The organism is Flavobacterium sp. LS1P28, from assembly GCF_003970335.1.
Lineage (GTDB): Bacteria > Bacteroidota > Bacteroidia > Flavobacteriales > Flavobacteriaceae > Flavobacterium.
Genome location: NZ_RYDI01000003.1, coordinates 1 through 15,763, shown reverse-complemented (window position 1 = coordinate 15,763; position 15,763 = coordinate 1). Strand labels below are relative to the sequence as shown.

14 protein-coding genes are annotated in these 15,763 nt (G+C 37.5%); 7 read left to right on the top strand and 7 right to left on the bottom strand.

Annotated elements, in window-relative coordinates; all coding sequences use genetic code 11:
• Nucleotides 1–86: 86 nt before the first annotated feature.
• The 4 genes from EKL97_RS03900 (at nt 87) to scpA (ending at nt 4,216) form a co-directional block, all read left to right on the top strand.
• Nucleotides 87–1,451, top strand: coding sequence for a methylmalonyl-CoA mutase subunit beta (locus EKL97_RS03900; RefSeq protein WP_126461379.1), 1,365 nt, complete (start codon nt 87–89; stop codon nt 1,449–1,451).
• A 72-nt stretch (nt 1,452–1,523) separates the two neighbouring features.
• Nucleotides 1,524–1,757 carry a hypothetical protein gene (locus EKL97_RS03895; protein WP_126461382.1) on the top strand — a complete coding sequence of 78 codons (234 nt, stop codon included), beginning with the start codon at nt 1,524–1,526 and terminating at the stop codon, nt 1,755–1,757.
• Nucleotides 1,747–2,043: a type II toxin-antitoxin system RelE/ParE family toxin gene (locus EKL97_RS03890; protein WP_126568164.1), complete on the top strand. Its 297-nt coding sequence runs from the start codon at nt 1,747–1,749 to the stop codon at nt 2,041–2,043. The genes EKL97_RS03895 and EKL97_RS03890 overlap by 11 nt, the downstream gene beginning before the upstream one ends.
• 34 nt (nt 2,044–2,077) lie before the next feature.
• Nucleotides 2,078–4,216 carry a methylmalonyl-CoA mutase gene (gene scpA / locus EKL97_RS03885; protein WP_126461387.1) on the top strand — a complete coding sequence of 713 codons (2,139 nt, stop codon included), beginning with the start codon at nt 2,078–2,080 and terminating at the stop codon, nt 4,214–4,216.
• A gap of 744 nt (nt 4,217–4,960) precedes the next feature.
• Here the strand turns inward: scpA and EKL97_RS03880 are convergent.
• The 6 genes from EKL97_RS03880 to dapF all read right to left on the bottom strand — a co-directional run bounded on the left by EKL97_RS03880 (nt 4,961) and on the right by dapF (nt 9,654).
• Nucleotides 4,961–5,602: a peptidoglycan-binding protein LysM gene (locus EKL97_RS03880; RefSeq protein WP_126461389.1), complete on the bottom strand. Its 642-nt coding sequence runs from the start codon at nt 5,600–5,602 to the stop codon at nt 4,961–4,963.
• A 97-nt stretch (nt 5,603–5,699) separates the two neighbouring features.
• Nucleotides 5,700–6,611 (bottom strand): DUF2279 domain-containing protein, encoded by a 912-nt coding sequence (locus EKL97_RS03875; RefSeq protein ID WP_126461599.1) that lies wholly within the window; start codon nt 6,609–6,611, stop codon nt 5,700–5,702.
• Nucleotides 6,612–6,613: 2 nt separating this feature from the next.
• Nucleotides 6,614–7,654 carry an endolytic transglycosylase MltG gene (gene mltG, locus EKL97_RS03870; protein WP_126568163.1) on the bottom strand — a complete coding sequence of 347 codons (1,041 nt, stop codon included), beginning with the start codon at nt 7,652–7,654 and terminating at the stop codon, nt 6,614–6,616.
• A gap of 73 nt (nt 7,655–7,727) precedes the next feature.
• The gene (locus EKL97_RS03865; RefSeq protein WP_126456048.1) at nt 7,728–8,261 is read right to left on the bottom strand and encodes a GNAT family N-acetyltransferase; all 534 of its coding nucleotides are present in this window, start codon (nt 8,259–8,261) and stop codon (nt 7,728–7,730) included.
• 19 nt (nt 8,262–8,280) lie between these two features.
• Nucleotides 8,281–8,805: an ORF6N domain-containing protein gene (locus tag EKL97_RS03860; RefSeq protein WP_126461395.1), complete on the bottom strand. Its 525-nt coding sequence runs from the start codon at nt 8,803–8,805 to the stop codon at nt 8,281–8,283.
• 66 nt (nt 8,806–8,871) lie between these two features.
• Complete coding sequence (gene dapF, locus EKL97_RS03855) at nt 8,872–9,654, bottom strand: diaminopimelate epimerase (protein ID WP_126568161.1); 783 nt, start codon at nt 9,652–9,654, stop codon at nt 8,872–8,874.
• Nucleotides 9,655–9,879: 225 nt separating this feature from the next.
• Here dapF and EKL97_RS03850 point away from each other — a divergent pair, with 225 nt between their 5' ends.
• The gene (locus EKL97_RS03850; protein ID WP_126564297.1) at nt 9,880–11,280 is read left to right on the top strand and encodes a trypsin-like peptidase domain-containing protein; all 1,401 of its coding nucleotides are present in this window, start codon (nt 9,880–9,882) and stop codon (nt 11,278–11,280) included.
• A 160-nt stretch (nt 11,281–11,440) separates the two neighbouring features.
• Complete coding sequence (locus EKL97_RS03845) at nt 11,441–12,889, top strand: glyceraldehyde-3-phosphate dehydrogenase (protein WP_126461404.1); 1,449 nt, start codon at nt 11,441–11,443, stop codon at nt 12,887–12,889.
• Between the two features lie 365 nt (nt 12,890–13,254).
• Here EKL97_RS03845 and EKL97_RS03840 read toward each other — a convergent pair whose 3' ends face one another.
• Nucleotides 13,255–14,661, bottom strand: coding sequence for an APC family permease (locus tag EKL97_RS03840; RefSeq protein ID WP_126456055.1), 1,407 nt, complete (start codon nt 14,659–14,661; stop codon nt 13,255–13,257).
• Between the two features lie 452 nt (nt 14,662–15,113).
• On the opposite strand from EKL97_RS03840, the gene EKL97_RS03835 reads away from it, so the two are divergent.
• A complete protein-coding gene (locus EKL97_RS03835) occupies nt 15,114–15,680 on the top strand; it encodes a hypothetical protein (protein WP_126568159.1) in 567 nt (188 codons plus the stop codon).
• The last annotated feature ends 83 nt before the right edge of the window (nt 15,681–15,763 follow it).

Below are 15,763 nucleotides of genomic sequence, written 5' to 3'. Positions count from 1 at the left end.
ATTTATAGTAATTATTAAAAACAGAACACCAAGTTTCGGTTCCCTCTCCTATGACGAGGACTGGAGTGAGGAAAATGACTAACAAAATGGATACAAACCTTTTCGATGATTTCAACCCCATTTCCTCCAAACAATGGAAACAAAAAATCCAATTTGAACTCAATGGAGCGGATTACAATGAAACCGTAGTTTGGAATTCTCCGGAAGACATTCAGGTAAAACCTTTTTACCACAAAGAGGAGTTTACAAAAGTATTCCCCGTTTCCACAAAAGCAACAGAATTTAGAATTTGCCAAAATATATTTGTCTACGACCTTGAAAAATCAATAGAACGGGCATTAGACACATTGAATCGCGGGGCAGACAGCCTGCGCTTTACAATAGAAAACGAATCAATTAACGTTACCGATCTATTGGAAAAATTGCCTTTAGAGAACGTTACCGTTTATTTTAACCTGGGATTTATTTCAATCGATTTCGTCAAAAAAATTGATGTTTTCGCCAAGAAAAGCAACACTGTAATTTTCTGTAATCTGGATCCTATAGGACAATTAGCCAAAGATGGAAACTGGTTTACAACGAAAGAAAAAAGCAATTTTGACACCCTGAATTTGCTTTCGGCAGCAACAACATCGGTATCGCTACTTAGTATCAACGCTGCGTTGTATCAAAATGCCGGTGCCACTATGGTACAGCAAATTGCTTATAGTGTGGGACAAGCCAATGAGTATTTCAATAGAATTGACGCCATAAATACACCCATTGTTTTTGAAGTGGCCGTAGGAACAAATTACTTTTTTGAAATTGCAAAACTACGAGCGTTGCGCTTGCTTTTTAATCTGATTGCCAAAGAATACAACCATACTTTAGCGTGTAACATCATCGTTTCGCCTACCAAACGTAACAAAACATTATACGATTACAATATAAATATGTTGCGTACCACAACTGAATGTATGAGTGCCATTATTGGAGGAGCGGATGCCGTTGCTAATTTACCGTACGATGCTTTGTACCACAAAGACAACGAATTTGGCGACCGCATAGCGAGAAACCAATTGTTGATTCTAAAAAATGAAAGTTATTTTGACAAAGTCAACAATCCAGCAGACGGCAGTTATTATATCGAAAACCTAACCAATCAACTAGCGGAAAAAGCATTGGCTTTATTCAAAGACATAGAGGCAAATGGAGGTTTCCTGAAACAACTTAATGACGGAATCATCAAAAGAAAAATTCAGGAAAGTGCGGATACCGCGCAGGAACTATTTGATTCTGGGAAAGAAATTTTATTGGGAACAAACAAACATCCTAACAAACAGGATAAAATGAAACACGATTTAGAATTGTTTCCTTTTGTAAAAGTCAAACCAAGAAAAACCTTGATCACACCCATAATCGAAAAACGTCTGGCAGAAAAAACGGAACAGGAACGATTGGATCTTGAATAGTAAGCCCGACGCTGTTATTTAATTTAATACCATTGGAAAAGAGTATATTTACTTTGCTAAAAACATAAAATAATGGAACCCATAAGACAAATCGTTAAGGTGAAAAATCACAAAATAAGCATCACACTGCCGAATGATTTTAATGCTGATGAAGTTGAAGTGATTATTCTTCCAAAGTCGAATACTTTAGAAATCCCTCAATGGCAAATGGACCAAGTTAGAGAAAGAACTGAGAAATATCTTAAGAATCCATCTTCAGCTCAAGATATTGATGATTTTCTAAAAGATATTGACGGTGGGTTATAAAATTGTAATTGTAGAGGAAGCTAAACTTGATTTCAAAACAGCTTTGGATTGGTACAAAGGCATTCACCCTAAATTGGGCGATACGTTCTCCAATTCGTTCAAGGAAAGTTTAAAAATAATTAAGTCAAATCCATTACTTTTTCAAATAAGATATGATAAGACCAGAGTAGCTTTAATTGAAAATTTTCCATACTTAATTCATTTCAACAGCTACGAGAACACAATTGTCATTACAGCTATTTTTCATACTTCAAGAAATACTGAAATATGGACTGAAAGGAATTAAAATTTCAAAAAACTATAATCTTTGTACTAAACAAATGAAAAGAAAAGATTTACAACACATACAATTAAAAAGTACAGCGCTAAAAGTCGGGCATGAAAATGCTGTGGCTGATGCATTTCTAACTGCAGAAGGAATAGAAGTAAAACCTACGTATTCAGAACAAGATATTAAGAATCTTACTCATCTTGATTTTGGGGCTGGTTTTGCTCCCAATTTACGCGGCCCATACACCACAATGTACGTCCGCCGACCATGGACGGTGCGTCAATATGCCGGATTTTCAACTGCCGAAGAAAGCAATGCTTTTTACAGGAGGAATCTGGCTGCGGGTCAAAAAGGACTATCCATTGCTTTTGATTTACCCACACACCGCGGCTATGATTCCGATCATGAGCGCGTAGTGGGCGATGTGGGAAAAGCAGGAGTTGCCATTGACTCCGTGGAAGACATGAAAGTATTATTCGACCAAATTCCGCTTAATGAAATGTCCGTTTCTATGACAATGAATGGCGCTGTTTTACCTATTATGGCTTTCTATATTGTCGCCGCCGAAGAACAAGGCGTAGCACCCGAGTTGCTTTCCGGTACAATACAAAATGATATTCTCAAAGAGTTTATGGTCCGTAATACCTATATTTATCCGCCAACGCCTTCGATGAAAATCATTGCTGATATTTTTGAATTTACCAGCAAAAAAATGCCCAAATTCAACTCGATTTCCATTTCTGGCTACCACATGCAAGAAGCGGGAGCCACGGCTGATATTGAACTGGCGTACACGCTGGCCGATGGATTGGAATACATCAGAACTGGATTAGCAACCGGAATGAAAATTGATGAATTCGCCCCACGACTGTCCTTTTTCTGGGCGATTGGAATGAACCATTTTATGGAAATTGCCAAAATGCGCGCAGGAAGAATGATCTGGGCAAAATTAGTAAAGCAATTTGAACCAAAAGACGATAAATCATTAGCGTTACGAACCCATTGTCAAACTTCGGGATGGAGTTTAACCGAGCAAGATCCCTTTAACAATGTGGCAAGAACCTGTATTGAAGCAGCAGCAGCAGCTTTTGGAGGCACACAATCTTTGCATACCAACGCCTTAGATGAAGCAATTGCGTTACCAACAGATTTCTCGGCCAGAATTGCCAGAAACACGCAACTTTATTTACAAGACGAAACTAAAATTACTAAAACGGTTGATCCTTGGGCAGGTAGTTATTATGTAGAAAGTCTGACAAATGAAATTGCTGAAAGTGCCTGGAAACTCATTCAAGAGGTAGAAGAACTGGGCGGTATGACCAAAGCTATTGAATCCGGAATTCCGAAACTTAGAATCGAGGAAGCAGCAGCCAGAAAACAAGCGAGAATAGACAGCGGGCAGGATATTATTGTGGGCGTTAACAAATATAGATTAGAAAAAGAAGACCCTTTACAGATTTTGGATGTGGACAATCAAATGGTCCGCAAGCAACAATTGGAACAATTAGACCGAATCAAAGCGACCAGAGCTACTGAAAAAGTGCAGGAATCGCTGAAAAAATTAATCCTTTGTGCGCAAACTGGTGAAGGAAATTTACTGGAAATAGCGGTTGAAGCCGCTCGAAACAGAACTACGTTGGGAGAAATCAGCGATGCGCTGGAAACAGTTTTTGGAAGATACAAAGCACAAATTAAATCCTTTAGCGGTGTGTATAGCAAAGAAATAAAAGACGACAAAAGCTTTGAAAAAGCAAAACAACTGGCAGATGAATTTGCAAAAAAAGAAGGACGTCGCCCTAGAATCATGATTGCCAAAATGGGACAAGATGGTCACGATCGTGGCGCTAAAGTGGTAGCTACCGGGTATGCTGATGTAGGTTTTGATGTTGACATTGGCCCGCTTTTTCAAACACCAGCCGAAGCGGCCAAACAAGCGATAGAGAATGATGTTCACATCCTGGGAGTTTCCTCACTGGCGGCAGGACACAAAACGCTGGTACCACAAGTTATTGCAGAACTTAAAAAATACGATCGAGAAGATATTATGGTCGTGGTAGGTGGCGTAATTCCGGCACAAGATTATCAGTTTCTATTTGATGCCGGTGCGGTTGCCGTTTTTGGCCCTGGCACAAAAATCAGTGAAGCGGCTATTAAGATATTAGACATTTTAATGGACAGTTTCGACTAAAACCACAGCCTATTATTTTGACTCAAAATTTAAGAACATCAATCGAAAGGCTGGTGTTTTTTGTTTTAAATCAGATGCCTATCCGCTAAACAGACTACGTTTACAAAACAGAATTATTTCTAAAAAAGTTAGCTATGAATTACACTAATTTTTACCATTTTTTTTAAAATAAGTAATAACCATGGTATAATGTCGTATTTTAAAATCAGGATAAAATTATGTAACAATATGATTTAAAGCTGTTTTACTCAAAGTTAATTCTTTCGACTTTACGACTTTTAAACTTTCGACTTACTTATTGATAAACATTAAATTAAATATTAAAAAAAATAACACGTCTTACCTTTAGTCATTTATTACAAGTAACCCGTTGGGTGTAACTAGTTTTTTATGGGAATTTTCGTCAGTTCGAGTGATCCCGCTTTTGGGCGGGATTATATCGAGAACTAGAAAATTAGTATTAAAAACGGTTCTCGATACACGTCACTTCGAGTGCGAAGCGTATCGAGAAGTTTTGTTCCGTTTTACTCCACAAAAACACTTATTATTTTGCTTCTTTTAAGCATTGCAATAGTATCAAATGTTCAAGAAACGGAGAAAGCAAAAATCAAAAATAGAAGGAAACCATCAATTTAGTGGTACGTCCCAATAGAGAAATCCTTAAGGCTAAATAATTCGACTATGGGATAAAAGAAAAGAGGCCGTCAAATAATGACAGCCTCTTTTTTTAAGATAAAAAAGGAATTAAATGTTTTTTGCCGTTGCATTATTATCCGCAATAATACACGAAGTATCATACCCGCCAAACATTTTCATATAGCTTTTTATAGAGCTACCATAAGCGTCTCTAAAATTTCGTTTTCCTTTATTTTTAAAATATTTTTTTACAGAACCCGCTCCGCCAAGGTGAGCTGCCGCTAATATCCCGGATTCGGTAACGAATATTCCGTTTAATATAGTGCCATCGTATTTTTCAATTTCTCTTTTCAGCTCCCATTTGTTTTTCGCCAGTAGCGCTAGAAATGCTTTTTCCTGTAATTCAGGACTATTCAAAAAGGCAGACCGATTATAGACTCCAACCGATTTAAGTGTCTCAATACCAAACTGATATTTTCCCATATATCCGAGGGAGTTCACTTTTTTGTATTTACTTTCGGATTCTCTATATCCAATAGCTTCTTTAAAACCGATAAAGAAATTTCCGGTAAAAGGAATGTTTAATTTGGTGTATTCATTTTGTTCTTCAGAAGGAAATAAGTAGTGTGCTCCCTCATCTTCATTAATAAGAAACCAAGGGCTGGTTTCTAGGTTAAACGGTTTAAAACCTGAGCTTAAAAAAACTGTAATCACAGTCAGACCTGTGTAAAAAGACCACTTCTTAATCATAAATTGTTTTTCTTCAAAACGCTGTCCCGTTAAGAAATTTCTATGCGCAAAGATACAACAAAAATAATAAGTCTGATAATCAAGTAGTTAAACTTTTTTAAAAATAAATGAAGTGGTATTTTATATCGTTAAAACGCACGAATTCAATTGTAGGTGCCGGAATTTTAACCATGTTCAGAACGGAAAAAACAGTCTTTAAAAAATGGGACTGCGTCTTTATTTTCGTCAGATCAACATCAATACTCAAATAAAACTGTCGGAATCTTTGTGGATTTGTGGTTGAAAAAGCGTTATTATCGCTATTTCCGGTCAGCATTCCTTCGGCTCCGTAACCCAAAGCTACATTTAGCCATTTTGGAATCCTGGAGCGTTTTGCAAAAGAGTGCAAATTAACAGAAAGCCAATAGGTTTGTCCATTATAATCTTTTAGAATTTGCTCTGTAAAAGAACTGCCCAAAACTTCCGGTCTGTAATTGGCATATTGGGTGGTATGAAAAGAGAACTTAGGGGTAATACGCTGTTCATTCCAGATTAATTCCTGAGAAACGTATAAAGCTGTCCCGGAAGCATTGGCAATTATATCGCCATAGGAGGCACCCCACGCAGCAGAATATCCATCCAGAACCTCAACGGCGGTAAGAAATGCAAAGCCCAAGCCGGCTCCGTATAGTAGCTGATTTTTTTTAGAAGCCCCACTCCACTGCAGCATTTGGGCACCAAGACGTCCCAGATGATACGAAGAAAATACATGCCCAGATTTGTCCATCTGCAGCCAATCAGTATTGTCATTTATAAAATGAAAATCAGATTTGGGATAATCAGCGTACCAAAGTTGGTTTAAACCGATCAGCGTTCCTGCGGTCAAAGCACCTTCAGCAACAAATACCCCTTTTTGCTTTTTCCTATTCAAAGAATCGGAGGGTTTAAAAAAAGATTCCGCACGCTCTTGGGCAAATACAATTTGGAAACCCACTAAAAATAAAAATAAAATCCCTTTTTTTAATCCCAAAACTATCTTTTTACGCCTTGGCTGTTGATCCAATCCGAATATTTTTTGGCATTTTTATTATGTTCCTCTAATGTGGCAGCAAACTCATGGTATCCAAAACGTTCCACGCTGGCACAAAAATAAATAAACTTGTTTTTCTCAGGATCCAAAACCGCTTCCATGGCTGTAATATCAGGCATAGCGATAGGTCCAGGAGGCAGTCCTACGTTCATATAGGTATTATACGGATGTGCCATTGTCAAATCTTTGTAGAAAACCCTTTTGATAACCTGATCAAAATCGTTTGCTTTCTTCTTTATCGCAAATATTACCGTTGGATCTGCCTGCAATGGCATTCCCGTTCGCAACCGATTGAGATACACGCCGGCTATTCTTGGTCTCTCGTCTTTTTTTACGGATTCTTTGTGAACAATTGAAGCCAGAATAGTCGCTTCGATGGGAGTGAGTCCCTGTTTTTGCGCTTTGGCAACTCTTTCCTTGTTCCAAAAATTACGGTATTCCTTAATCATTTTATCACGGAACTTTTCAGCGGTAGTGTTCCAATAAATCTCGTATGTATTTGGAATAAACAGTACCAAAACAGTCTCTTCATTGAACCCGTTTTCTTTCAAGAAAATAGAATCTTTGAAGGAAGTCAGTAATGACAAGCTATCCGCTTCAATTTGTGAACCTACACGCCCGGCTAAATTCTCAATACGTTCCTGATTATTAAAAGCCAACTTTACTGCTGAATTAAGACGCAATGTTTTTACCAGTTCATAACTGTTCATTCCCTTTTTGAATAAAAAACGTCCCGGAATTACATTATCAGAATAGCCTCGTTTATTGGCCACCATCTCAAAACGATCCAAGTTTTCGACATACGGAGCAATTATTTTTTTGACCTCTTCGTAATTGGAATCCGTTGGCACGTATACGTACACTTCGTTCTCTGAGAATTTGGTGTTAGAAGAAAAAATTTGGCGCAAAATAACCAATCCGTATAGCATCAGTATTCCTATTAAAACAACAGCGGTAATGGTAATAATTTTCTTTAAATTCATATATGGTATTTTTATTGGAAAAGTAGTATTTTTAACTTTAGTTTGAAATTATGATGAATTAAAACTACATTTTTTAAAATTTAGTATTGATCAATTGAAAAACAGCTTCGTCTTTATAAATACCATTCACAAAAGTCCACTCCTTTTTGACGCCTGTCATTTTGAATCCAAATTTAGTAAAAAGTGCTTTACTAGCTTCATTTTCGGTTCCAATATTTGCATATAACTGGTGTAAATTTAGATTATAAAAAGCATATTCAATTAATAATTCCAAAGCTTCGGAACCAATATTCTGTTTTCGATTTTTGCTTTTCTGAATGACAATACCTACTCCAGCCCTGTTATTCTTTGGATCAAAATCAAATAAATCGATCAAACCTAGGGCCGGGAAATCCTGATCCTGACAAATAGCCAATCGCAATTGCTTGGCTTCATAAATATCCTGATGGGCATTTTCTAAATATTGCTTGACCAAAAACCGGCTGAATGGCGTATGCGTATTGCTGACTTCCCAAATGCTCTGGTCGTTTTCTATGGCATATACAAATTCCAGATCATTGGGTTCTAATGCCCGAATGTAGATATTGTCTCCTTTTAATGTTTTCATTTTAAAATTAAGATTTTACTTAATTATTTTTATACCCTATTTTTTTTCTAGGTTCGGTATTATCTTTTTTGTCAATTAGTTCATCAAGATAATTAAACACAAGTTCTATATTTTTAGTGTGATTGGAGAGTTTCTTTTTAATTTCTTCAATTTCTAATTTCATACTCATAGTATCGGTAAGCATCGCTCTTATTTTTGTGAAAACACGTATAATTTGAATATTTACTTTTATAGCAGTAGTGCTGTTAAGTACACTTGACAACATTGCGACACCTTGTTCTGTGAATGCCATAGGCATATACCTTGTTCCTCCCCAACTTGAGGTGCCAATTTGGCTCCTCAAATTATCGAATTCTAACTGATTAAGTTCAAACATAAAATCTTCTGGAAAGCGTTCTATGTTCCTACGAACCTGCCGCTTGAGTTGTTTGTTTTCTACCGCATAAAGTTCCGACAAATCTTTATCTAACATAACTTTTTGATCTCTTATCAAATAAATTTTACTGCTGATAATATCATCCGGAATCATAATTGCTTTAACCATATTTTCTACTTTGTTCGTGAAAATTATTTTTTAACTGAATAAAAATTAAATCCTTTAGCTTCCTAATTAAATAATAATTGTTCCTTTAAATACAAATTCAGCTGGCCCCTTCAGAAAAACATTAGTGAATTTTCCTTCTCCTTTATCAAAAGAAACGACTAATTTTCCACCTTCTACATTTAAATCGATCGAAGTAGCATTCGTTTTTCCAATAACGTTCATTGCAATTGCTACTGCTGTTGCGCCTGTTCCGCAAGAAAGTGTTTCATCCTCTACGCCTCTTTCATACGTTCGCATAGAGAAAGTGGCATCGTCAATTTGTTTGACAAAATTGATGTTACTTCCTGCTTTCTCGTACAAATCTCCGTATCGAATAGCAGCTCCGTTTTCCTTGATATTGTAATTTTCCAGATCGTCTACCAGTTGTACATGATGCGGCGATCCCGTATCTAGAAACACATGATCTGTACTGACTTTTACGGCATCAACATCAATCATTTGTAATGATACCAATCCGTCATCGTCAATTGTGGCGTGATGCAAACCATCTGTGGCTATGAAAGTAGCTTTATTCTCAATTACCTGCAGCTTTTTGGCGAAAGCCACTAAACAGCGTCCACCATTGCCACACATGGAACTTTGGTTTCCATCGGAATTGTAATAAACCATTTTGAAATCGGTTACAGGGTCGTTTTCCAATAAAATAAGACCATCACCACCTATTCCAAAACGTCTGTCGCACAAGTGCGCAATGTGTTGTGTATTCTCTTTTGGGAAAAAATTCGAACGATTATCAATCAGGACAAAATCATTTCCTGTTCCTTGGTATTTATAAAATTGTAGTTGCATTTTAATTTCTATTGTGTGCTACAAAAGTACGAACTATTAATGAAATGTTAATCATTGTTAAAGAGCGTTAAACTGTATTTTAGGAAGCTATTTTATTTTTAATTTTACAAGTAAATATCTTAATAAACGAATTTAATTATGAAATCGCCATGACAGAAGCTGTCGCAAACACCAATGAAGATCTGGCGATACCATATTCCTATAAAAAACAAATATTATCTACATATGAAAAAAATTTCAACTCTTTTTTTGGTTTCGTTGTTGAGTGGGGGAGTCACACTTGGCGCTTACAAATTATTATTTGACACCAATGGGTATTTTTCCAGTGAAAAAAATGCCTTGGTAACAGCTGCATCTGATTCGTATGAAACGAAAGTAGGACTGTCTCCCGAGATTCTTGATTTTACCGAGGCTGCAGAAAAAACAATTCATACGGTGGTACACGTAAAAAACGTCTCCCGCAGAACGATTACCAATCCCATTTTAGAATATTTTTATGGGTATAAAGGCGGACAATCCCAGGAACAAGTAGGAACGGGTTCCGGAGTAATCATTTCTGAGGACGGTTATATAGTGACCAATAATCACGTCATCAAAGGCGCATCAGAAATTGAAATTACCTTAAACAACAAAAAATCATACATGGCAAAACTTATTGGAACCGACTCTAAAATGGATATTGCCTTGTTGAAAATTGATGCGAATGAAAAATTACCGTATACTGTTTTTGCCAATTCTGATTCGGTGAAAGTGGGTGAATGGGTTTTGGCAGTTGGAAATCCGTATAATTTAACCTCTACGGTAACAGCCGGAATTGTTTCGGCGAAAGCCAGAGATTTAGGCACCAGCGGAATTCAGTCTTTCATACAAACAGATGCTGCGGTAAACCCCGGAAACAGTGGTGGTGCCTTAGTGAACACGCGTGGTGAACTGATCGGAATCAACACGATGATTTCCTCCATGACCGGTTCTTATGTAGGCTATTCGTTTGCGGTTCCTTCCAATATTGCCCGAAAAATCATTGAGGATCTCATGGAATACGGGAATGTACAACGCGGAATTCTTGGGGTTGAAGGAGGCGAACTAAATAGCATGACTTCTAAAGAACTGGGAATCAATCAAACACAAGGCTTTTACATTAATAAAGTCACCAAAAATTCAGGAGCTGAAAAATCAGGACTTGAAAAAGGAGATGTCATCATCAAATTAGACGAATTAAATGTGGCTACTTTTGCGGATCTTTCCGGATACATCAATACGAAAAGACCCAATGACAAAATACAGGTTACCTATATCAGAGATGGAAAAACAAGAGTAGCTCCTGTAGTGCTTAGCAAAAATGAATTTTTCAGCGCGGAGTTTAAAGGCATCGAATTAGAAAATATTGAGGCTGCTGACAAGCAGAAATTCAAAATCGATTATGGCGTGCGAATCAAATCCATAAGCAGCCAAAATCTGAAGCAATACGAAGACGAGCTGGTGGGAAATATTATCTTGAGTATTGACAATGTCAAAGCTACGGATGTTGCAACGGTATCCCAACTTTTAAGTAAAAAAGAGGAAAACCAAACCATACGCATCGAAATGATTACTAAAAACGGAGAAGTCATGCGTGTAATTCTCTAGCGCATTCCTGTTTTAAAAAAACCAAAGCCATCTTGATATTTCAGGGTGGCTTTTTTATTTTTAAAATAAATCCAAAAATAGCTTACGAAATCGATTGAAATGGGTATTTTTGCGCCAAATTTTAAAAAATACAATCCTTTATTTTCATTAAATTTTCAACATGGCAACTACAACTTTATACGAAAAGGAAGTTTCTTTTCAAGCCGACAGGCGACGTGCAGGAGTAAAACTGATTAAAATTATCAGCGATTTATGGTATGATAAATCCATTGAGATGGTTTTATTTAGAAACCCGCTAATCGACAGGAATGTTAGTGATATTATCAACCTGCATGAATATGCGGCTGAATTTGTAGGCAAACCCATTTCAGTATTTGATTCGGTTAAAATTGCAAAAGCGATTTTAGAATTGAATTTACCGCCTGCAAAATTAGACATTGGAAAACTGACGTACGAATATGGTTTAGAAGAAGATACATATCCTGACGCCAAGTATTTTGTCATTGACAAATTAAAAAATGCCAAAAACTCAGAGGAGATTCAACCAAAAGATGTGGTGCTGTATGGTTTTGGTCGCATTGGTCGTTTATTAGCCAGAGAATTAATGTCGAAAACCGGAAAAGGAAGTCAATTGCGATTGCGTGCCATCGTAACACGCGATAAAAATGATGCTAATTCTCTTGAAAAAAGAGCTTCTTTATTGCGTTACGATTCGATTCATGGTGATTTTCAAGGCTCCGTAACGGCTGATCCTGAAAATAATGCTTTGATTATCAACGGAACCACTGTACACATTATTACGGCAAACGGACCTGAAGAAATTGATTATACGCTTTTTGGAATCGATAATGCATTGGTTATTGACAACACGGGTGCTTTTACCACGCACGAAGCACTAAGCCGCCATTTGGTTTCCAAAGGTGTGGAAAAAGTATTACTTACCGCTCCAGGAAAAGGAGTTCCTAATATTGTTCATGGCGTAAACCACAACGAATACAACCCGGATGAAATCAATATCTTTTCGGCGGCATCGTGCACTACGAACGCTATCACGCCAATCTTGAAAGCTGTTGAGGATACTTTGGGCGTTGTCAAAGGACATCTGGAGACCATCCATGCGTACACAAACGACCAGAATCTTGTGGACAACATGCACAAAAAATACCGTCGTGGAAGAGCCGCCGCTTTGAATATGGTGATTACCGAAACGGGTGCCGGAAGTGCTGTTGCAAAAGCATTGCCTTCATTAGAGGGAAAATTAACGTCGAATGCCATTCGGGTACCGGTTCCTAATGGCTCTTTGGTCGTCTTGAATCTGGAAGTATCCAGAGAAACATCGCTGTTAGAAATCAATGCTATCATGAAAAAATATGCATTGGAAGGCGAATTAGTCGAGCAAATCAAATATTCGATGAATAACGAATTGGTTTCATCGGATATCGTCGGCACATCGCAGCCTGCCATTTATGACAGCAACGCCACCATTGTTTCAAAAGACGGAAAAAATATTGTGTTGTACATTTGGTACGACAACGAATACGGCTACAGCCATCAAGTTATTAGATTGGCTAAATACATTGCCAAAGTAAGGCGTTTTACGTATTACTAGCCTGCCGTTTACAGGTTGTGGATTTGCGATTGTAATTTTTTTTTAGTTTTAGTTTTAGTCCCCTTAGTTTTAGTCCCCTTAGTTTTAAATTTGGAACAACCGCAACCCAGCCTGAATTCAATAGAAAATCCGTCCCGTTAGGAAAAACGAGACGGATTTTTTTATTTAAGTTTTTTTTTATTGTCCCGAATTGAAACGCAGATGACGTAGGATTATTGTTAAGTAAGAATTAGCACGCAGATCACGCGGATTAAGCAGATTTTCACTGATTTTAAAATAGTCAAACTTAAAATCAATATATCATTCCTCCTACCAGGCACTAAAAACCACTTACTATTCACTTTTCGCTTTTCACTAAAAAGATACTACTCCTTCGCTTTTGTCAAATAATACACCGGAATACCAATCAGCATAATCAAAACACCCCAACCGCTTGTACTGGTTTTGGTATACAACAAGGCTATACAAATTGCTGTCGCGATAATTAGATACAGTGCCGGTAAAAATGGATATCCAAAAGCTTTATACGGTCTTTCGGCATCTGGCATTTTCTTGCGCAGAATAAATATTCCGAGAATAGTCAGAATATAAAATATCAAAACGATGATAACCACAAAATCCAATAAATCCCCATATTTTCCTGTCAAACACAACGCCGAAGCCCAGATACACTGCGCCCAGATAGACCAAGCCGGAACGCTGGCATGATTCAATTCAGCAGCTTTCTTGAAGAAAACACCATCTTGCGCCATCGTATAATACACTCTGGCACCCGCCATAATCAATCCGTTGTTACAGGCAAAAGTCGAAATCATAATCATCACCGCGATTATTAATGTTCCCACCGAACCAAAAATACGTTGCGAAGCCACAACAGCCACACGATCTGATTCGGCCGTAGCAATTTCATACAAAGGCACAACAGCCAAGTACATCAAGTTAGCCAAAATATAAATCACACTCACGATTAAGGTTCCTAAAAACAAACTCAATCCCACGTTGCGTTTTGGATTTTTTATTTCTCCAGCTATAAAAGTTACTCCTTCCCAAGCCACACTAGAGAACATTGAACCTACTAGTGCTGCCGAAATTCCTGATATCAACGCCGTTCCGCTAATAGGCAACCACGAACCCGTTTCCACATTCAGGGCTTGTGACGTCCAGACATTGTTCCAGTTCGCGTCCCAAACTTCTGCTTTGGCAGCCATAAAACCAAAAATAATCAAACCTGCCAACGACAGAATTTTGATAACCGTCAGAACCGTCTGTAAAATCTTAGAGTTTTTTACCCCACGGCTGTTGATGTAACTCAACAAAATTATCGTGAAAATAGACACAATCTGGGCGGCATTGAGTTTAAAATCCCCTATCTCATATAAAATATTCTTATCACTTAAAGGCGCGTATAAATAGGCGGCAAATTTGGCAAAAGCCACACCCACGGCAGCAATGGTACCGGTTTGTATCACCGCAAAGAAACTCCAACCGTACAAAAAACCCACGAGTTTCCCATACGCTTCCTTGATGTACACATATTGCCCGCCCGCTTTAGGAAACATCGCGCTCAACTCACCATAACTCACGGCAGCAATCACGGTAATCGTTCCTGTAAGCACCCACATGGCAATCAACCAACCCGCAGAACCCAGCTGTCGCACCATATCCGAGCTCACAATAAATATCCCGGAACCTATCATAGAACCCACCACAAGCATGGTTCCGTCGAGTAATCCTAATTCTCTTTTAAAATCGTCTGGTTTATGGTCTTCCATGTTTTTTTGGGTTTTGGGTTTTGGGTTTTTAATTGGCTAAAGATATACTTTTTTTGGAAATTTCATAAAAAGGACGGAGAAAGTGACAACAAAGTGAATCGTGAAAAGTGAGTGGTGAGTGGTTAAGAGTGTAGTTGTTCCTTTGGGCGTGACCCTGCAGCAGCTTTGTCGTTCCTCCTCGCCACTTTGGGTCGGGCGGTACGCTGTATCTTTATTTTCTTAAAGAAAGAAAATAAAGGATGCCGCTTCCCTCCCTCACGCAAACCGCACTAACTATAACGTTTGTTTTTTTGTATAAAAACTGTAAGAAAATTTTAATATATTTGAAAGAATATAAAAAAAGACAAGCAATAGCGACAATCTACCTGATTTTGGGTGTATGGACGCTATTTTATAGCGAGTGTATACAAGTTATGCAACATTTATAAGAACGTTTATCTAAAAAACAACAAATGAAAAAAATACTTTTACTATTATTGGTTTTGGTTAGTCTACAGTCACAATCGCAAAAAATCACATCTGAAAATTATTATGACCATTTTGTGAAGTTTATTCCTGGAAATAAACTCACTACTGCTTGGGTTAATAAATATGAGGTTGCTCAAATTTTAGAAGAGGAAATGAAGAATGCGGGTTTTGAATGGGTTTCTACATTTAGATTGATAAAGATTAATGATGGAGAATATGTTACTGCAATTTGTTTTTCTGAAAAATCAAAAGTTGGTTTTTTATATGAAGGAAGTCATGGAATGCCGGACATTAAACGTAAAAGTTTGAAAAGTATGTATAAAGAAAGTACTGGAAACGATTATGCTGAAAAAGTTGTTCAATTAAATGGTGATTCTCAATTCATTAAAATTAAAGATTTACCAAACAATTTCTTCATTTTAAAGGAAGACCCTTATTGGTATCAATTTACAGAAAAGCCTCAAACCGAGAAAGTTTTGGTGGACAAACAGACAATATTAGAAATTTTACGAAGTGATATTAAAATCATAATATCTAAATTTCAAAAATAAACGTTGCATAATCGAGTAGACGGCTCCGCCAGAAACTGACGGAGTGCGCCTCTCACACCACCGTACGTACGGGTCTCGTATAC